The organism is Rubellimicrobium thermophilum DSM 16684 (assembly GCF_000442315.1).
In the GTDB taxonomy this organism is placed as follows: Bacteria; Pseudomonadota; Alphaproteobacteria; order Rhodobacterales; family Rhodobacteraceae; genus Rubellimicrobium; species Rubellimicrobium thermophilum.
In genome coordinates, this window is record NZ_KE557320.1 from 1,343,016 (window position 1) to 1,361,291 (window position 18,276).

14 protein-coding genes, 1 tRNA gene and 5 pseudogenes are annotated in these 18,276 nt (G+C 69.8%); 9 read left to right on the plus strand and 11 right to left on the minus strand.

All coding sequences use genetic code 11. The features are described from left to right. Positions 1-61: 61 nt before the first annotated feature. Positions 62-1,159: a TRAP transporter substrate-binding protein DctP gene (locus tag RUTHE_RS07495; RefSeq protein ID WP_021097749.1), complete on the minus strand. Its 1,098-nt coding sequence runs from the start codon at positions 1,157-1,159 to the stop codon at positions 62-64. A gap of 334 nt (positions 1,160-1,493) precedes the next feature. Here RUTHE_RS07495 and RUTHE_RS07500 point away from each other — a divergent pair. The 3 genes and pseudogenes from RUTHE_RS07500 to ilvN all read left to right on the plus strand — a co-directional run bounded on the left by RUTHE_RS07500 (position 1,494) and on the right by ilvN (position 4,957). Further along, a pseudogene (locus RUTHE_RS07500) lies at positions 1,494-2,296 on the plus strand (YihY/virulence factor BrkB family protein). A gap of 312 nt (positions 2,297-2,608) precedes the next feature. Then, positions 2,609-4,349: pseudogene (locus tag RUTHE_RS07505) on the plus strand (acetolactate synthase 3 large subunit). Between the two features lie 38 nt (positions 4,350-4,387). Further along, positions 4,388-4,957 (plus strand): acetolactate synthase small subunit, encoded by a 570-nt coding sequence (gene ilvN, locus RUTHE_RS07510; protein WP_021097753.1) that lies wholly within the window; start codon positions 4,388-4,390, stop codon positions 4,955-4,957. On the opposite strand, the gene RUTHE_RS07515 is transcribed toward ilvN, so the two are convergent. Genes RUTHE_RS07515 through purM form a run of 4 tightly spaced genes read right to left on the minus strand, consistent with a single transcriptional unit; the run spans position 4,954 to position 8,254 of the window. After that, positions 4,954-5,376, minus strand: coding sequence for a SufE family protein (locus RUTHE_RS07515; RefSeq protein WP_021097754.1), 423 nt, complete (start codon positions 5,374-5,376; stop codon positions 4,954-4,956). The two genes, ilvN and RUTHE_RS07515, sit on opposite strands and share 4 nt — an antisense overlap. Positions 5,377-5,427: 51 nt before the next feature. Beyond that, the gene (gene rnd, locus RUTHE_RS07520) at positions 5,428-6,591 is read right to left on the minus strand and encodes a ribonuclease D (RefSeq protein ID WP_021097755.1); all 1,164 of its coding nucleotides are present in this window, start codon (positions 6,589-6,591) and stop codon (positions 5,428-5,430) included. Positions 6,592-6,629: 38 nt separating this feature from the next. Next, the gene (gene purN, locus RUTHE_RS07525; RefSeq protein WP_021097756.1) at positions 6,630-7,223 is read right to left on the minus strand and encodes a phosphoribosylglycinamide formyltransferase; all 594 of its coding nucleotides are present in this window, start codon (positions 7,221-7,223) and stop codon (positions 6,630-6,632) included. Then, positions 7,220-8,254: a phosphoribosylformylglycinamidine cyclo-ligase gene (gene purM, locus RUTHE_RS07530; protein WP_021097757.1), complete on the minus strand. Its 1,035-nt coding sequence runs from the start codon at positions 8,252-8,254 to the stop codon at positions 7,220-7,222. Before purM ends, purN begins: the two co-directional genes overlap by 4 nt. Positions 8,255-8,355: 101 nt before the next feature. On the opposite strand from purM, the gene RUTHE_RS07535 reads away from it, so the two are divergent. From RUTHE_RS07535 to RUTHE_RS18005, 6 genes and pseudogenes are all read left to right on the plus strand, one after another. After that, positions 8,356-8,427 (plus strand) — tRNA-Ile (locus tag RUTHE_RS07535). Positions 8,428-8,480: 53 nt separating this feature from the next. Further along, complete coding sequence (locus tag RUTHE_RS07540; protein WP_021097758.1) at positions 8,481-8,852, plus strand: winged helix-turn-helix domain-containing protein; 372 nt, start codon at positions 8,481-8,483, stop codon at positions 8,850-8,852. 70 nt (positions 8,853-8,922) lie between these two features. Then, positions 8,923-9,693 carry a molybdate ABC transporter substrate-binding protein gene (gene modA, locus RUTHE_RS07545; RefSeq protein ID WP_211217724.1) on the plus strand — a complete coding sequence of 257 codons (771 nt, stop codon included), beginning with the start codon at positions 8,923-8,925 and terminating at the stop codon, positions 9,691-9,693. Between the two features lie 18 nt (positions 9,694-9,711). Then, entirely contained in the window at positions 9,712-10,377 is a 666-nt protein-coding gene (modB, locus tag RUTHE_RS07550; RefSeq protein WP_021097760.1) for a molybdate ABC transporter permease subunit, read from the plus strand. 85 nt (positions 10,378-10,462) lie between these two features. Continuing rightward, a pseudogene (locus RUTHE_RS18605) lies at positions 10,463-10,606 on the plus strand (ATP-binding cassette domain-containing protein); the annotation flags it as partial. A 17-nt stretch (positions 10,607-10,623) separates the two neighbouring features. Beyond that, entirely contained in the window at positions 10,624-11,103 is a 480-nt protein-coding gene (locus RUTHE_RS18005) for an ABC transporter ATP-binding protein (RefSeq protein WP_021097761.1), read from the plus strand. 91 nt (positions 11,104-11,194) lie between these two features. Here the strand turns inward: RUTHE_RS18005 and otsB are convergent, their stop codons facing one another. The 6 genes and pseudogenes from otsB to RUTHE_RS15420 all read right to left on the minus strand — a co-directional run. After that, positions 11,195-11,941, minus strand: coding sequence for a trehalose-phosphatase (gene otsB / locus RUTHE_RS07560; RefSeq protein WP_021097762.1), 747 nt, complete (start codon positions 11,939-11,941; stop codon positions 11,195-11,197). Then, complete coding sequence (locus RUTHE_RS07565; RefSeq protein WP_021097763.1) at positions 11,938-13,317, minus strand: alpha,alpha-trehalose-phosphate synthase (UDP-forming); 1,380 nt, start codon at positions 13,315-13,317, stop codon at positions 11,938-11,940. Before RUTHE_RS07565 ends, otsB begins: the two co-directional genes overlap by 4 nt. Before the next feature lie 120 nt (positions 13,318-13,437). Then, positions 13,438-14,938 (minus strand): annotated as a pseudogene (gene glpK / locus RUTHE_RS07570) (glycerol kinase GlpK). A 13-nt stretch (positions 14,939-14,951) separates the two neighbouring features. After that, positions 14,952-15,536 carry a DUF805 domain-containing protein gene (locus RUTHE_RS07575; protein ID WP_021097765.1) on the minus strand — a complete coding sequence of 195 codons (585 nt, stop codon included), beginning with the start codon at positions 15,534-15,536 and terminating at the stop codon, positions 14,952-14,954. Positions 15,537-15,593: 57 nt separating this feature from the next. Continuing rightward, positions 15,594-16,339: pseudogene (locus RUTHE_RS07580) on the minus strand (RlmE family RNA methyltransferase). A 309-nt stretch (positions 16,340-16,648) separates the two neighbouring features. Beyond that, on the minus strand, positions 16,649-18,276 hold a 1,628-nt coding region (locus tag RUTHE_RS15420), incomplete at its 5' end, for a DNA translocase FtsK (protein ID WP_021097768.1).

Below are 18,276 nucleotides of genomic sequence, written 5' to 3' on the forward strand. Positions count from 1 at the left end.
GCAAACGGGCGCCCCGAGGGGCGCCCGTCGCAGTCCTCCGGCAGGGCTCGGTCCGTCCGGATCAGAGCTGGCCAGCGTTCGCCTTGGCCATCATGAAGGTATCGTAGTTGTATTCGGCCACCTGCGACCAGGTATACCATTCGGAGCGGAAGGCCTTGATCGAATCCCAGAGCGTCTTGAATTCGGGATTCGTCGCATCCAGCTCGGCATAGACCTCGTTGGCGGCGTTGAAGCAGGCCTCCAGGATCTCGGGCGAGAAGCTGCGAAGCTGGGCCCCCTGCGCCACCAGATTGCGGATCGCGATCGGGTTCAGCCAGTCGTATTTCTGGAGCATGTCGGCATCGGCGGCCTGTGCGGCCGTGCGCAGCAGCGACTTGTAGTTCGCGGGCAGGGCGTCGTACTGCTCCAGGTTGAACATGAAATGGACGGTCGGGCCGCCCTCCCACCAGCCGGGGTAGTAGTAGTAGGGCGCCACCCGCGCGAAGCCGAGCTTCTCGTCATCATAGGGGCCGACCCATTCGGCCGCGTCGATCGTGCCGCGTTCGAGCGCCGAGTAGATCTCGCCGCCGGCGATCTGCTGGGGCACGACGCCGAGCCGGCTCATGATCGAGCCGGCAAAGCCCCCGGCCCGCATCTTGAGACCCTGCAGATCGGCGACGGTGTTGATCTCCCGCCGGTACCAGCCGCCCATCTGCACCCCGGTATTGCCGCCGGGGAAGGCGATCAGGCCCTGCTTGGCATAGAACTGGTTGGCCAGGTCGATGCCGCCGCCATGATAGTGCCAGGCATTCATCCCCCGCGCATTGAGCGAGAAGGGAATGGCGGCCGGCACGGCCCAAGCGGGATCCTGCCCCCAGTAATAGTAAGACACCGTATGACAGGCTTCGACCGAGCCGGCCGCCGTAGCCGGGGCGGCCTCGAGCCCCGGCACCAGCTCGCCTGCGGGAAAGACCTGGATCTCGAAGTTGCCGTCCGTCGCCTCGCTCAGATACCGGGCCAGGGTCACGGCCCCGCCATAGATCGTATCGAGCGAATTGGGAAAGGACGAGGTCAGGCGCCAGCGGATCTGCGGATTGGACTGGGCAACGGCCGGAGCGGCAAGCGCGGTGGCCGCTGCGGCACCGATGGCGCCTCTGGTCAGGAACGAACGACGATCCATGATACCTCCCTGGGGATCCCGCTTCATGCAGAACTGCTTTCGGGCGAGATTACCGGCCATCCGCCCCTGAGCAAGCGCCAAGAGCACCTGCCGCCGCGTCATGTCCGGACAGGAAGGGAACGGAAGGGCGACCGGGCGGCCGACAGTCGGACCGATCGCGGCCGCAGCCGGGATGCGGCGGAACACAAGGCCATGCCTGACGTTGGCCAAGAAACCGTTCCGGGAGAGATCGATCATGACCGACACACCGGCCTCCGGGGGGGCCGCGGCGAACGGCAGGGGCCGGCCCGTCGGGACGGACTGGGCAAGGCTCGCGGTCAGCCTCCACAGGGAGATGACCGAGGACCGGATCGCCCTGATCGCCGCCGGCATCGCCTTCTACGCCCTGCTGGCGATCGTCCCAGGCCTTGTCGCCCTGATGGCGATGGGGGGGCTTGTCCTCGACCCGGCCAGCGTGGTGACGCAGATCGAGGGGCTGGCTGGTCTCCTTCCCGACGAGGCCGCAGCCATCGTCATCGATCAGGCCGTGGCCGTGGCCGGCAGCGCGCAGGGCGGCCTCGGCCTGGCGGCCGTCTTCGGCCTTGTGGTTGCCTTCTATTCGGCCTCAAGGGGATTTCCGCGCTCGTCCAGGGCCTCAACGCAGCCTTCGAGGTCCGCGAGACCCGCGGCTTCGTCCGGCTCTACGCCATCATCTTCGCGCTGACGCTCGGCGCGATCCTGGGATTCCTGCTGATCGTGGGGTTTCTGGCGGTGCTGCCGGCGGCACTGGCCTTCCTGAATCTCGGTCAGATGGGCGACATGCTGCTGCGGCTGGCGCGCTGGCCGCTCCTGCTGCTGCTTGTCGCCGTCGGTCTGGGCCTGCTTTACCGCCATGGCCCCGATCGCGGTCCCCTGCCCTGGCGCTGGATCACGCCCGGTGCCATCGCCGCCTGCCTCCTCTGGCTCGTCGGCACCCTGGCCTTCACGACTTACGTCGCGAATTTCGGATCCTACAACGAAACCTTCGGCGCACTGGGCGGGGTCATCATCCTGCTGACCTGGCTGTGGCTGTCGGCCTTCATCATCCTGATGGGTGCCGAACTCGACGACGCGATCGAACGGCAGCACAGGGCCGCCGGCGACAGCACCGGGCGGTGACGACCGCCAGGGCCATCGAAGGCGGCCTGGGCAACGGCGTCAGCTCCGCAATGACATTGCCCTGATCGGCCATTGCGGCGCAATCTTTCTGCCGAAAGCGGTTGACCTGTCCGCCTTGGGCAGGCATAAGACGCGCGCAGCGCAGGGAGGGGCGGATGGGCCGCGGACTCGTAGATGACGGGATCAGGCGCATGGGCCCTTGACGGCGGCCCCCTTCCGGACCCATGCGCCCCCGAGGACCACCGGCCCGGGGGCTTTTTCGTGCCCGAGGAGTGACAGATGGACGGCAGCAGGCAGACCCCCTCCCGCGAGATGACCGGCGCCCGGATGGTGGTGCAGGCGCTCAAGGATCAGGGCGTGGACACCGTTTTCGGCTATCCCGGTGGCGCGGTGCTGCCGATCTATGACGAACTGTTCCAGCAGAACGACATCCGTCACATCCTTGTCCGGCACGAACAGGGCGCCGTTCACGCGGCCGAAGGCTATGCCCGGTCGACAGGGGAAGGTCGGCGTGGCGCTGGTCACCTCCGGCCCGGGGGCGACCAACTCCGTCACCGGCCTGACCGACGCCCTGATGGATTCGATTCCCATCGTGGTGCTGACCGGCCAGGTTCCGACCTTCATGATCGGCTCGGATGCCTTCCAGGAGGCCGATACCGTCGGCATCACCCGCCCCTGCACCAAGCACAACTGGCTGGTGAAGGACACCGACCGTCTGGCCCAGACCCTGCACGAGGCCTTCCATGTCGCCCGGTCGGGCCGGCCCGGACCGGTTCTGGTGGACATTCCCAAGGATGTGCAGTTCGCCACCGGCACCTATGTCGGCCCGACGGATCACCGTCCCCGCTACAATCCGCGCCGCAGCCCCGACCTGGCCGCCATCGCCGCGCTGGTCGAGATGATGGAAACCGCGGAACGTCCCGTGTTCTACACGGGTGGCGGTGTCATCAATTCCGGCCCCGAGGCCTCGCGCCTGCTGCGCGAGCTGGTGGATGCCACGGGCTTTCCCGTCACCTCGACGCTGATGGGCCTCGGGGCCTATCCCGCCTCGGGACGCAACTGGCTGGGGATGCTGGGGATGCACGGCCTCTACGAGGCCAACATGGCCATGCATGGCTGCGACCTGATGATCGCCGTCGGCGCACGCTTCGACGACCGTATCACGGGGCGCATCGATGCCTTCTCGCCCGGTTCGCGCAAGGCCCATATCGACATCGACCCCTCGAGCATCAACAAGGTCATCCGCGTCGATGTCCCGATCGTCGCCGATGTGGCCGAGGCGCTGCGCGCGATCCTCGATCTGTGGACCGCGCGCGGCCGGCAGGTGAACCGCGAGGGTCTGGGCCGCTGGCATGCCCGGATCGCCGAATGGCGTGCGCGCGACTGTCTGGCCTACCGGCCCTCGAGCACGACCATCAAGCCGCAATACGCACTCCAGCGGCTCGATGCGCTGACCCGCGGCATGGACCGCTATATCTGCACCGAGGTCGGCCAGCACCAGATGTGGGCGGCCCAGTTCCTCACCTTCGAGGAGCCGAACCGCTGGATGACCTCCGGGGGCCTCGGAACCATGGGCTATGGCTTTCCCGCCTCGATCGGCGTCCAGCTCGCCCATCCGGATTCGCTCGTGATCAATGTCGCGGGCGAGGCGTCCTGGCTCATGAACATGCAGGAGATGGGCACGGCGGTGCAGTATCGCCTGCCCGTCAAGCAGTTCATCCTCAACAACGAACGCCTCGGCATGGTGCGCCAGTGGCAGCAGCTCCTGCACGGAGAGCGCTATTCCCATTCCTGGTCCGAGGCCCTGCCCGATTTCGTCAAGCTGGCCGAGGCCTTCGGGGCCAAGGGCATCCTGTGCCGGGATCCGGCCGATCTGGACGATGCCATCATGGAGATGATCCGTCATCCCGGCCCGGTCATCTTCGACTGCGTCGTCGAGAAGCACGAGAACTGCTTCCCCATGATCCCCTCGGGCAAGCCGCACAACGAAATGCTGCTGGGTGAGGCGAGCACCGAAGGGGCGATCCGGGCCGATGGTGCGGTGCTGGTCTGAGGGGCGCCGGAGCGGCCGGACGGGACAGGGACGACGACATGACGCTGAACATCGCCAAGGGCTCCACGAGCCATTCCGCCTACAACCTGCGGTCCACCTATGCCGAGACCGTGGAACGCCACGTCCTCGCCGTGATCGTGGACAATGAGCCGGGCGTGCTCGCCCGGGTGATCGGCCTCTTTTCCAGCCGCGGCTATAACATCGAGAGCCTCACCGTCGCCGAGACCGACCACAAGGGCCACACAAGCCGCATCACCATCGTCACCTCCGGCACGCCCCAGATCCTCGACCAGATCGAGGCCCAGCTCGGCCGCATCGTCGCGGTCCATGAGGTCCATGACCTGACCGCCGAAGGCCCGGCGGTGGAGCGCGAGCTGGCGCTCCTCAAGGTCGCCGGAACCGGTGAACACCGGGTCGAGGCGCTGCGCCTGGCCGACATCTTCCGCGCCAAGGTGATGGATTCGACGCTCGAATCCTTCATCTTCGAGATCACCGGCTCGCCGGAGAAGGTGGATGCCTTCGCCGATCTGATGCGTCCGCTCGGCCTGACGGAGATGGTCCGCACCGGGGTTGCCGCGCTGTCGCGGGGGACCCGGACGGCGGTCTAGGCCGTCTGGGCCGCCTCGCGGGCATGGTCGCGGATGCGCGCGATCATCGATCGCAGGCCGTTCGAGCGCTGGGCCGACAGATGCCCCTCAAGGCCCAGCCGCGCGAGTTCCGCCTGCGCATCCACCGCCGGCACCTCCGCCACCGGCAGCCCGGTATAGAGCGCCTTGAGAATCGCGATCAGCCCGCGGACGATGCTTGCATCGCTGTCCCCCTGAAAGCCGAAGCGGCCGTCCGCGGTGATCTCGGGATGGATCCAGACCTGACTGGCGCACCCCGTCACCTTCGTGGCGGGAACCTTGAGGGCCTCGGGCATCGGGGGCATGGCCCGGCCCAGGGCGATGACCTCGCGATAGCGGTCCTCCCAGTCGGGCAGGAAGGCGAAGGTCTCGACGATCTCCTCGAAGGCGGGCGTGGCCATGGGGGTCTCCCGGGTCGTGGCGGCGGATGGGGCACAGATGGCGTGCCGGGCTCAGCCCTGCAAGCGCACTGTGACGACCGACTGCCCCTTCGCGGCCAGCGCCACCTTGCCTTCGCACAGGCGGATGGCATCGTCTCCGAACACCTCGCGCCGCCAACCCTGCAGAGCCGGCAGGTCGCGCTCTCCCGCCGCGATGGCATCGAGATCGCTGCTCGAGGCGATGAGCCGGGCGGCCACGCCCTGCCCTTCGGCCTTGGCCTTGAGAAGGACGCGCAGCAGCTCGGCCAGGGCGGGATTCACCTGCGGCTGTTCGCGACCGTTGCGCGGGCGGGGCAGGTCTTCGGGGCGCATCTCGGCGGCGCGCCGGATGGCGGCCAGGATGCCGGCGGCGATCTCGCCCCGCCGTGCCTCGCGCAGCAGAAGCCGCGACTTGCCCAGATCCGCCTCGGTCTGGGGCCGCAGCGTGGCCAGCTCCACCAGGGCGTCGTCCTTGAACACGCGCGATCGGGGCACATCGCGTGCCTGGGCGTATTCCTCGCGGAAGCGGGCAAGCTCGATCAGCGCGGCGAACATCCGGCTCGATCCCGGCCGCGCCTTGACCCGTTCCCAGGCATCGGCCGGGTCGGAGCGGTAGGTGGCCGGATCGGTCAGCTGGGCCATCTCCTCGGCCACCCAGGAGGCCCGTCCCGTCCGGCGCAGCCGTTCGGACAGATAGTCGTAGACGGGCCGCAGATGCACCACATCGGCCAGCGCATAGCGCAGCTGTGCCTCCGACAGCGGCCGCTGCGACCAGTCGGTGAAGCGCGAAGACTTGTCCAGCTCGACCCTGGCGATCTTCCGGACCAGCGTCTCGTAGGCGGCCTGTTCGCCAAAGCCGCAGACCATCGCGGCCACCTGGGTGTCGAACAGCGGCGCAGGAATCACCCCGCCATCGACGAAGAAGATCTCCAGATCCTGCCGGGCCGCGTGGAACACCTTCACCACGGCGGGATCGCGGAACAGATCGTAAAGGGGGGTCAGGTCGATCTGTCCGGCGATCGGGTCGATGATGGCGGCGGCCTCCTCCTCCGGCCCCGGATGGGCGATCTGGATGAGGCAGAGCCTGGACCAGTAGGTCCGCTCGCGCAGGAACTCGGTATCGACAGTGACGTAGGGGTGACGCGCGGCCCGCGCACAATAGGCGGCGAGCGCCTCGGTCGTGGTGATGATCTGCATGGGATTCCCTTAGGGGAATGGCGCGGGCTTGGAAAGCATCAGAGATCGATCCGCCCGCGCTGTCCCTCGCACAGGCGCCGCAGGACGGCGGGATAGAGGACATGTTCCCGCTCCAGAACCCGGGCGGCCAGCGCGGCCTCCGTGTCGCCGGGCAGGATCGGCACCCGGGCCTGCCCCAGGATCGGCCCGGCATCGAGTTCTTCGGTCACCTCATGGACGGTGCAGCCATGCCAGCGGTCTCCGGCCTCGATCGCCCGGCGATGCGTATGCAGGCCCGGATAGAGAGGCAGCAGCGAGGGATGGATGTTCAGCATCCGCCCGGCCCAGGGCCGCACGAAATCGGCCGAGAGGATGCGCATGAAACCGGCCAGGCAGATCAGGTCTGGCCGGTGCGGCGCCAGGGCCTCGGTCAGCGCGCGCTCGAAGGCAGCCCTGTCCCTGCCGAAGCGGCGCCGGTCCACCGCCACGGCCGGCACGCCCAGCGCCCCTGCCCGGACAAGGCCCCCTGCCTCGGGATTGTCGGAAAGCACGAGGACAGGCCGCGCGGGATGGTCCCCCGTCATCGACCGGACGAGGGCGACCATGTTCGACCCCCCGCCCGAGATCAGGATGGCGACGCGCTGCCGGCTCACTCCAGACGCCCTTCGTAGCGGACGCCCCCTCCCGGCGCGACCACGCCGAGGAGAACCGCGCGTTCGCCCCGTTCGCCCAGCAGAGAGGCGATCGCGTCCAGGCGGTCCGGGGCCACCACGGCGACCATGCCGATCCCGCAGTTGAAGGTGCGCAGCATCTCGGCCTCGGCGATGCCACCCGCCTCGCGAAGCCAGGCAAAGACCGGGGGCATCCGCCATGCGCCAAGGTCGATCATCGCCCCCAGCCCCTCGGGCAGGACGCGGGGCAGGTTTTCGGTCAGGCCGCCGCCGGTGACATGGGCCAGGGCATGCACGCCCCCCGCGCGGATCGCCTCCAGCAGCGGGCGCACATAGAGCCGCGTGGGCTGCATCAGGGCCTCGCCCAGAGTGCCCTCTCCGAAGGGCGAGGGAGCGGACCAGCCCAGCCCCGCCCGTTCGGCCACCTTCCGCACCAGAGAGAAGCCGTTGGAATGCACGCCGTCCGATTCGAGACCGATCAGGATGTCCCCTTCCGCGACATCCCGGGGCAGGTCCGTGCCCCGCTCCAGCGCCCCCACCGCAAAGCCGGCCAGGTCGAAATCGCCCCCGTGATACATCCCCGGCATCTCGGCCGTCTCTCCGCCCACAAGGGCGCAACCGGCTGCCTCGCAGGCACGGGCGATCCCGGCGATGATCCGCGCGCCTTCCTCCACATCGAGCCGCCCGGTGGCGAAGTAGTCGAGGAACAGGAGCGGTTCGGCCCCCTGGCAGAGAAGGTCGTTGACGCACATCGCCACCAGATCCTGCCCCACCCCGTCCAGCAGACCGGTCTCGATGGCGATGCGCAGCTTCGTGCCCACCCCGTCGGTCGCGGCAACGAGGATGGGATCGCGATAGCCCGCCGCCCGCAGGTCGAACAGGGCGCCGAATCCCCCCAGCCCGGTCATCGTCCCCGGCCGCTCGGTGGCCCTGGCGAAGGGCTTGATCCGCTCGACCAGCGCCTCTCCCGCCCCGATATCCACGCCCGCCTGCGCGTAGGTCAGTCCTGCCATCGCTGCACTCCCCTGAGCCTTGCCCCGGTTATCCCAATGCCCCCCGGACGGCCAGCCCCGCTTGACGGGCCCTCCGTCCGGTGCGACGGGGAAACGGCGGCGGGCCGGTAGCTCAATGGTCAGAGCCGGGCGCTCATAACGCCTTGGTTGGGGTTCGAGTCCCTCCCGGCCTACCGTCCGTCCCGGCCGCTGCCCTCTGCAGCCGCATCCGTCCCCGGAGACCGCCATGACCCCGCGCATCAGCCTCAAGATCCAGCTCGATCCGGTCACGCGCCTCGGACGGGGCAAGGCCGAGCTGCTCGCCGGCATCCGCGAGACCGGGTCCATCGCCGCCGCCGGCCGCCGCATGGGGATGAGCTACAAGCGCGCCTGGCAACTCATCGCCGAACTGAACAGCTGCTTTGCCGAGCCGGTCGTGACGACCGCACGGGGCGGTTCGGCCCATGGCGGTGCAGCGCTGACCCCCACGGGCGAAGCCGTGCTGGCCGCCTATGACCACATGCTCCAGGCCACCGAACGCGCGATCGCCGAAGACCTCGGCCGTCTCGATGCCCTCATGGCCGTCAGGACAGTTGCACCAGCCCGCACAGGCGATTAGGGTTCGATATGGTCACACAAACATATCGGCTCTCATGATTCCGGTCCTTTCCCGCCTGCTCGGCGCCTGCATGCTGATGGTTGCTCTCGTCCTGACCTCCGCGGGGGGCGCCCGGGCGCAGGAGGGGCCGCTGATCGCTGCGGCATCGGATCTCCGCTTCGCCCTCGACGAGGTGGCCGCAGCCTTCACTGCACAGACAGGTCAGCCACTGCGCATCAGCTATGGCTCTTCGGGCACCTTCGCTGCCCAGATTCAGCAGGGCGCGCCCTTCGAGATGTTCCTCTCGGCGGATGAGGGCTATGTCTTCGCGCTGGCCGATGCCGGCCTGACGCGCGACCGCGGCACGCTCTATGCCCAGGGGCGCATCGTCCTGTTCGCGCCGAGCGGCTCCCCCCTCGAGGTGGACGAAGGGCTCGACGGTCTCGAACGCGCCCTCGAGGCGGGCCTGATCGACCGCCTTGCCATCGCCAATCCCGAGCATGCGCCCTATGGCCGGGCGGCCGAACAGGCGCTGCGGACACGCGGCCTGTGGGAGGCCGTCGCGCCCCATCTGGTGCTGGGCGAGAATGTGAGCCAGGCCGCCCAGTTCGCCACCAGCGGATCGGCGCAGGGCGGCATCATCGCCTATTCGCTGGCCCTTGCGCCCACGATCGCCCCTCTGGGCCGTCATGCCCTGATCCCCGAGGACTGGCACGCGCCCCTGCGCCAGCGGATGGTCCTGACAGTCCATGCCGGAGAGGAGGCAGCCGCCTTCTACGCCTATCTCCAGACCGAGCCCGCCCGTGCCATCCTGCGCCGTTACGGTTTCATCCTTCCGGGCGAGGAACCCCTCGCCCCATGACAGGGAGGTGATGACGCGATGGACTGGCCGGCCTTTGCCCTGTCGCTGCGTCTTGCCGCGGCGACGGTCCTCGTCCTGCTGCCTCTGGGCGTTCTCGTGGGGCGCTGGATGGCCGTCCGGCGCTTTCGCGGTCGCGCCGTGATCGAGGCGCTGCTGGCCCTGCCCCTCGTGCTGCCGCCGACCGTGCTCGGCTATTTCCTGCTCGTGGGCTTCGGGAACGCCTCGCCGCTCGGGCAGGCCTGGATGGCGGCCCTGGGGCACAGCCTCGTCTTCTCCTTCGAGGGACTGCTTTTCGCCTCGGTGCTGGTCAACCTGCCCTTCGCCATCCAGCCCATGCAGCGCAGCTTCGAGGCGATCCCCGGCGATCTGCGCGAGGCCGCCGCGGCATCGGGCCTCTCGCCCTGGCAGGTCCTGTGGCGCATCGAGCTGCCGCTCGCCTGGCCCGGCATCCTCACCGGGCTGGTGCTGAGCTTCGCGCATACGCTGGGCGAGTTCGGAGTCGTCCTCATGGTCGGCGGCTCGATCCCGGGAGAGACACGCACCATCTCCATCGCCATCTACGACCGCGTGCAGGCCTTCGATTTCGCCGCAGCCGAGATCATGTCGCTGACGCTGCTGGCGATGTCCCTGCTGGCCCTGGGGCTGGCCCATGCGCTCTCGGGCCGGGTGGCCCCGCGTGTCTGACGGCGTCCGGCCATGCGCGGGGCTGTCGCTGCGGTTGCGGCAGGACGGGCCGATCCCGCTCGATGTGGATCTGACCTGTCCGGGCGATGCCCTGCTGGCCCTTGTCGGCCCGTCGGGAAGCGGCAAGACCACCATCCTGCGGACCGTCGCCGGCCTCTACCGGCCTCGCGAAGGGCGCGTGACCTGCGGGGGGAGGTCTGGCTCGACACCGCCGCCGGAATCGACAGACCCGCGCATCGCCGCCCCGTGGGGCTCGTGTTCCAGTCCTATGCGCTGTTTCCCCACATGACGGCGCTGGGCAATGTCGTCGCGGCCATGGGCCACCGTCCGCGCGCCGAACGGCAGGCTGCGGCGCGGGATCTGCTGGCGCGGATGGGCCTCGCCGGGCTCGAGGATCGCCGCCCTGCACAGCTCTCGGGCGGACAGCAGCAGCGCGTCGCCGTGGCTCGCGCTCTTGCACGGGAACCGCGCGTGCTGCTTCTCGACGAGCCCTTTGCCGCGCTCGACCGCCGCACGCGCCGGAGCCTGCATGCCGAGCTGCGGGCCCTGCGCGCGGCGATCCGGGTTCCGATCCTCCTGGTCACGCATGATCTCGACGAAGCCCGCGATCTGGCCGATCTGCTCTGCGTGATCGATCAGGGAGAGACCCTGCAGACCGCTCCCCCGCATGAGGTCCTCGCCGCCCCGACCGGCGACCGCATCCGCCGGGCGCTCGATCTGGACTGACGGCCTCGATCATCATGCCCGGGCCGGCCACTGCAGCCCGACAGGATCCGGGCGCCGGATCCCCCGGGGGGCCGAGCCGGCGGGCCTCGCCTCATCGCCCCGGGGGGGCGTCATCCCCGTCCGCCTCGCGGATCAGCCAGGCCCGCAGCGCTGCCGGATCGGGCGCATGCCAGCCGGCGGCACTTGCCCCGTCGCCGACCTTGACGGCCACCCCCCCCAGGGCCAGCGCCGCCTGCATGGCATCCTCGTCGGTCGCATCATCGCCGATCATCACGGGCCGGCGGCCGGCAAAGGGGGGGTGCTCCATCGCCTGTCGCAGGGCGATGCCCTTGTGGGCGCCTTCGGGCTTGACCTCGACGACCATCTTGCCCGGTTGCACGCGATATCCGGCAAGCGCCGCGGCAGCCTTCCGCGCAGCGGCCAGGCAGAGCTCCGCCGCCTCCGGGGCGGCCCGGTAATGGAGAGCGGCAACCGGCCCCTTGACCTCGATCCGCAGGCCCGGATGGCGGTGCAGGGCCTCGCGCAGCGGGGCCAGCAGGGTCTCCGGGGCCGGCGGCAGCGGGGGCGGCACCGGCGCGCCGGGGGGGAGCACCTCGATCCCGTGCCCGCCGATGCGCCAGAGGCCAGAGGGCGTGCGCCGCGCCAGATCGCGCAGATCGCGGCCCGAGATCAGCGCCACCGCCCCGCCCAGACGCATGGCAAGCCGCTCCAGGACGGATCCGAAGCCCTCCGGCAGGTGGATCGCGTCGGGATCGGGGCCCATCTCGGCCAGCGTCCCGTCGAAATCGAGGAACAGCGCCTCGGCCGGCCCGATCCGCAGCCCTGCGATCCCCCTCATCCCTCGGCCGGCCCGGACTGTTCGAGAGCCGTCAGAAAGTCGCGCCTCCAGCGGGTCACGTCATGTTCCCGCACCTCGGCCTCCAGCGTGCGCCACCGCTCGATCCGCTCCTCGCGCGGCATGTCCAGCGCCCAGCGGATGGCCTCGGCCACCGCGCCGATGTCATGCGGGTTGACCAGAAGCGCGGCCTGCATCCGTTCGGCCGCGCCGGCGAATTCCGACAGCACCAGCACGCCGGGATCCTCCGGATCCTGAGCCGCGACATATTCCTTGGCCACCAGGTTCATCCCGTCATGCAGCGGCGTCACGAGGCCCACCCGCGCCAGGCGATAGAGCCCGGCCAGGACGCCGCGCGGATAGCCCCGGGCGAGATAGCGGATCGGCGTCCAGTCGAGATCCGAATAATCCGCATTCACCCGCCCGGCGAGACGGTCGAGCTCCTCGCGCAGGTCGCGATAGGCCCCCACCCCCTCGCGCGAGGGGGGGGCGATCTGGAGGAAATTGACCCGTCCGCGCAGCTCGACATGCTCGTCGAGAAGCCGGCCGAAGGCCTGCATCCGCTGCGGCAGACCCTTGGAATAGTCCATGCGGTCCGCACCCAGCACCAGCGCCCGGTCGCCGATGATGCGCGAGACGCGGGCGGCGGCGCTGCGTCCTTCCTCGCTGTCGGCCAGGCGGCGGAACTCGGCGGCATCGATGCCGATGGGAAAGGCCTCGGTGCGGATCATCCGGCCATGGACGCGCAGCAGGCCATCCTCGCCCGGCTCGGCCTCATGATGCTGGATCATGTAGCGGCGGAAATTGTCCACGTCCCGCTGCGTCTGAAAGCCGAGAAGGTCGAAATCGGCCATGCCCCTGCCCAGCCGCTGATGCTGGGGCAGGGCGGCAAAGACCTCGGGCGGCGGAAAGGGGATATGCAGGAAGAATCCGATCCGCCCCTGCCAGCCATGGGCCCGCAGCTCCTGCCCCAGAAGCAGGAAATGATAGTCATGAACCCAGACCCTGTCGCCGCGCCGCAGCGTCTGGCAGAGCAGGCGGCCGAAGCGCCGGTTGACGGCGGCATAGCAGTCGAACTCCTCGTCCGAAAACCGCGCGAGATCGATGCGGTAATGGAACACCGGCCACAGCGCCCGGTTCGCATAACCGAGGTAATAGCCCTCATGCTCCGCCTCGGTGAGGTCGGCGAGGATGAATTCCACATCCTCCTCGACGACAAGGCGGACGCCCTTGGTCTCTCGCTGGACGATCTCGCCGGACCAGCCGAACCAGACGCCGCCCCTCTCGGACAGAGCGTCCCAGAGCGCGACGGCCAGGCCCCCGGCCCGTTCCTCTCCGGGTGTGGCGGTGCGATTGGAAGCAACGATCAGGCGTCCCAAGGCATCGGCTCTCCCTTGCTGTGAGGCGCGGGCGCGAAACCCCGCGCCCGCGGACAGGAGATGGGGCATCTGGCGCCGATGTCCACCCGCGCCTTCTGCCCGGCCGATCGGCCGATGCGCTCAGCGCCGTGTCAGGGTGCGCCCGACCGCCTCGTCCCAGAGGGCCAGCCGGCGTGCGCGCTCCGTCTCCTCCATGGCCGGCTCGAAGCGGCGGTCGAGAGCCCAGGTCTCGGCAAAGCCCTCCGGTCCCGGCGCGACGCCGGCGGCATGGCCGGCCAGCCAGGCCGCGCCCAGCGCCGTCGTCTCTCGCACCACCGGCCGGTCCACCGGCACGCCGAGGAGGTCGGCCAGGCGCTGCATCGTCCAGTCCGAGGCCGACATGCCCCCGTCCACGCGCAGCACGCCTGCCGCGGCATCCTCCGGCGCGGCCGTCCTTGGCGCGGCCGCTGCCGCCCAGTCCCGCCGCATCGCGGCCCACAGGTCACGGGTCTGGAAGGCGACCGATTCGAGCGCCGCGCGCGCGATCTCGGCCCGTCCTGTCCCCCGGGTGAGTCCATAGAGCGCCCCCCGTGCCTCGGCATCCCACCAGGGTGCACCGAGGCCCGTGAAGGCGGGCACCAGCACCACGTCCTGTGCCGGGTCCGCCGCCTCGGCCAGGGCCTGCGTCTCGGCGGCGCTGGCGATCAGGCCCAGCCCGTCGCGCAGCCATTGCACGGCGGCGCCGGCGACGAAGATCGCCCCCTCGAGCGCATAGGCCGTCTTTCCCCCGAGCCGCCAGGCCACCGTGCTGAGCAGCCGGTTGCGGGATCGCACCATCTCGGCCCCGGTGACAAGCAGGGCAAAGCAGCCCGTTCCGTAGGTGGCCTTCATCATGCCGGGGCGGAAGCAGGCCTGTCCCATGGTGGCGGCCTGCTGATCGCCGGCGACGCCGCGGATGGGGATGCGCCCGCCCAGCAGATCGGTCTCCCCGAAATCGCCGGCACAGTCGCGCACCTCGGGCAACATGGCCAGGGGAATGCCGAGGCGGGCGCAGATCTCCGCATCCCACTCCCCGCGCCGGATGTCCCACAGCATCGTCCGCGCCGCGTTGGTTGCGTCTGTTGCATGGACGCGCCCGCCCGTCAGGCGCCAGATCACAAAGCTGTCCACGGTGCCGAACAGCACCCGCCCCGCCTCGGCCGCCTCCCTCGCGCCGAGATGGTCGAGCAGCCAGGCGATCTTGGTCCCCGAGAAATAGGGATCGATCAGCAGCCCCGTCCGCTCGGCGATCCGGTCGGCCCAGCCTTCGGCGATCAGCGCCTCGCACAGAGGGGCGGTGCGGCGGTCCTGCCAGACGATGGCATTGTGCAGCGGCCGGCCCGTGTCGCGATCCCACAGGATGGTGGTCTCGCGCTGATTGGTGATGCCGATGGCGGCGACGGGTCCGCCGGCCTCCCGCGCCTCGCGCGCGGTGGACAGGACGCTGGCCCAGATCGCCTCCGGGTCATGCTCGACCCAGGCCGGGGGCGGGGAAGATCTGCGGGAATTCGCGCTGCGCGACGGCCCCGGGGCGCAGCCCGGCGCCGAAGCGGATCGCGCGGGTGGAGGTGGTTCCCTGATCGATGGCAAGGATATCGGTCATGAGAGGGCAGCGGTCAGCCAAAGCGGTTGGGCCGGGGGTCGGGCTTCCGGGCCCACCAGACGATGAGGATGATGAGGCCGACAAGGGGGATCAGCCCCAGAAGCTGCCACCAGCCGGAACGGTCGATATCATGCAGCCGCCGCGCCCCCAGAGACAGCGAGGGGATCAGCGTCGCCAGCGACCACAGACCGGACAGAACGGCGGGGGCCTCCTCGCCAGTGCCGAACAGGGCCACGTCCAGGGCGGAAACGGCCATCCCGATCAGCATCACGGCCAGGACGGCCCACCAGAATTCGCCCCGGTTCGCCCGGCCCGAGAAATTGGCGAAGTTGCGCCAGAAGCGGCGAAAGGCCTCGGCCATGCCGACCTGTTCGGAATAACCGCCCCCCCCGGCCGGAACCGTCCGCCCCGGCATGAGCGGCGGATCGCCCGCGCCCAACGCGGCCAGATGCGCCCGCGCCGGTTCCCAGTCGGCCATCCCCTCGCGCCAGACGAGCGTGTCGGGGGTCACGACACCGGCCTCGGCCAGGGCACGCAGGGCACCCTCATCGACGGGGCCCTTCTGCTCCTGCCCTTGCGCATAATACCATCCGGCCATCGCCGTCCTCCTCCGTCGCGACTCGCGGGGGGACCTTGGCGCGGGGCGCCCCCCCGATCAACCGGATTCCTGCACCGCAACGGCAGGGCGCCCGCGAAAGCCCGTGGCCACGACGAACTTTTCCGACGAATCGCTGCGCGAGGCGGGCGGCTTGACATTGGCCACCTTCGCAAAGCCCTGCTTGAGCCGGGCCTGCAGCCCCGCCTCGGCCCCGCCCTGCAGCACCTTGGCCACGAAGGTCGCCCCCCGGGGCCAGGACATCGAAGGCCAGCTCGGCCGCGGCCTCGCACAGGGCGATGATGCGCAGATGGTCCGTGCCGCGATGGCCCGATGCCGCGGCGGCCATGTCGGACATCACCACATCGGCCTGCCCCCCCGAGCCAGGCCTTGACCTGTTCCTCCGCGCCCTCGGCCAGGAAGTCGAGGACATGGATCTCGGCGCCCGGCACCGGTTCGACCGCCTGCAGATCGAGGCCCAGCACCCGCCCGACCGGCTTGCCGGGCCGCTCGCCCAGGGCATTCACCCGCGCCACGGCAACCTGTGCCCACCCTCCTGGCGCGCTGCCCAGATCGACCACCCGCGCACCGGGCTGCAGAAAGCCGAAGCGGTCGTCGATCTCGATCAGCTTGTAGGCCGCGCGCGAGCGATAGCCTTCGGCCTTTGCGCGCCTGACATAGGGGTCGTTGAGCTGCCGTTCGAGCCAGCGGGTCGAGGACAGCTTGCGCCCCTTGGCGGTCTTCACGCGCACCGTCAGATCGCGCCCTCCGCCTGCGGGGGACCTGCCGGAAGGTGTTCTGGCCATGGTGCGGCTCCCTGCGCTGCCCGTCCGAGCCCTGTGACCGCCTCATATGGCGCGTCCCGACGCGGAAGGGAACCCGGCCGACCCGCTCGGCGCAGGGCCCTGCCCCGGCGTCCCCCGCGGGGCGTTGCGCGAATCAGGGGCGGAGCGCGCGTTGCGCAAAGGCTTTGTTAACCTTTCATGCGGCAGGGTGGCGCCATGATGACAGACCGCCCTGCCTGCCGTATCGCCGCACCGGCTCGTGCCACCGCCCCTGTCCCAGCCCCCGCCGGGGGGCTCGGGGTGGATGGGCCCGGCCGCCCCCGCCGCCCCTCAATGCGGCTCAGGGATCAGGACCTCGCGCTTGCCGACATGGTTGGCGGCGGAGACGACCCCCTGTTCCTCCATCATCTCCACCAGCCGCGCGGCCTTGTTGTAGCCGATGGCCAGCTTGCGCTGGATGTAGCTGGTGGAGCATTTGCGGTCGCGCGCGACGATCTGCACGGCCATGTCGTAGAGCGCGTCGTCCCCTTCGGCGCCCCCGTTCGGTGCGGCCTCGCTCGGGCCTGTGTCCTCGGGCTGTTCCTCGAGCACTGCGCCGACATAGGCGGGCGGGCCAAAGCCCTTGAGGTAGGTGACGATCTCCTCCACCTCCTCGTCCGAGACGAAGGGCCCGTGGACGCGCATGATGCGTCCGCCCCCGGCCATGTAGAGCATGTCCCCCTGCCCCAAGAGCTGTTCGGCCCCCTGTTCGCCCAGGATGGTGCGGCTGTCGATCTTGCTCGTGACCTGAAAGCTGATGCGGGTGGGGAAATTGGCCTTGATGGTGCCGGTGATGACATCGACCGAGGGCCGCTGCGTGGCCATGATGAGATGGATGCCCGAGGCGCGCGCCATCTGCGCCAGGCGCTGGATGCAGGCCTCGATCTCCTTGCCGGCGACCATCATCAGGTCGGCCATCTCGTCCACCACGACGACGATGAAGGGCAGCAGCTCGGGCTGGATCTCCTCGGTCTCGAAGACGGGATCGCCCGTCTCCTCGTCAAAGCCGGTCTGGACGGTGCGCGTGAAGGTCTCGCCCGCGGCCAGCGCCTCGCGCACGCGGCCATTGTAGCCCTCGATGTTGCGCACCCCCATCTTGGACATCTTGCGATAGCGTTCTTCCATCTCGCTCACGACCCATTTGAGGGCGACGACGGCCTTCTTCGGATCGGTCACGACAGGCGAGAGGAGATGCGGGATCCCGTCATAGACCGACAGTTCCAGCATCTTGGGGTCGATCATGATCAGGCGGCATTCCTCGGGCGAGAGGCGGTAGAGCAGCGACAGGATCATCGTGTTGATGGCGACCGACTTGCCCGATCCCGTCGTCCCCGCGATCAGCAGATGCGGCATCTTGGCCAGGTTCGCCACCACCGGCGCCCCCCCGATATCCTTGCCAAGCGCAAGCGGCAGGCGCGTCTGCTCGTCGCTGAAGGCCGGAGCCGAGAGGATCTCGCGCAGCACGACCTTCTCGCGCCGCTGATTGGGCAGCTCGATGCCGATGACATTCCGGCCCGGCACCGTGGAGACGCGCGCCGAAAGGGCCGACATGTTGCGCGCGATGTCGTCGGCCAGGCCGATCACGCGCGAGGCCTTGACCCCCGGCGCGGGTTCGAGCTCGTACATCGTGACCACCGGGCCGGGGCGGACGGAGACGATCTCTCCCCGGACCCCGAAATCGTCGAGCACCTGTTCGAGGGCGCGGGCATTCTCCTCCAGGGCGGCATCATCGAGGTGATGGCGCTGGATCGTGGCGGGATCGGCCAGCAGCTCGAGCGGCGGGGGGATGTAGGGCATCCCCTCTCCCGCGGCGGGCGCGGCGGACGCCGCGGGCGCGGCAGGGGGGACGGTCCGGGCCGGGCCGCGGGGGGCGACGGTCTGGGGGCGGATCTCGCGTGCGCTCCCCCGCGCCGGCGCGG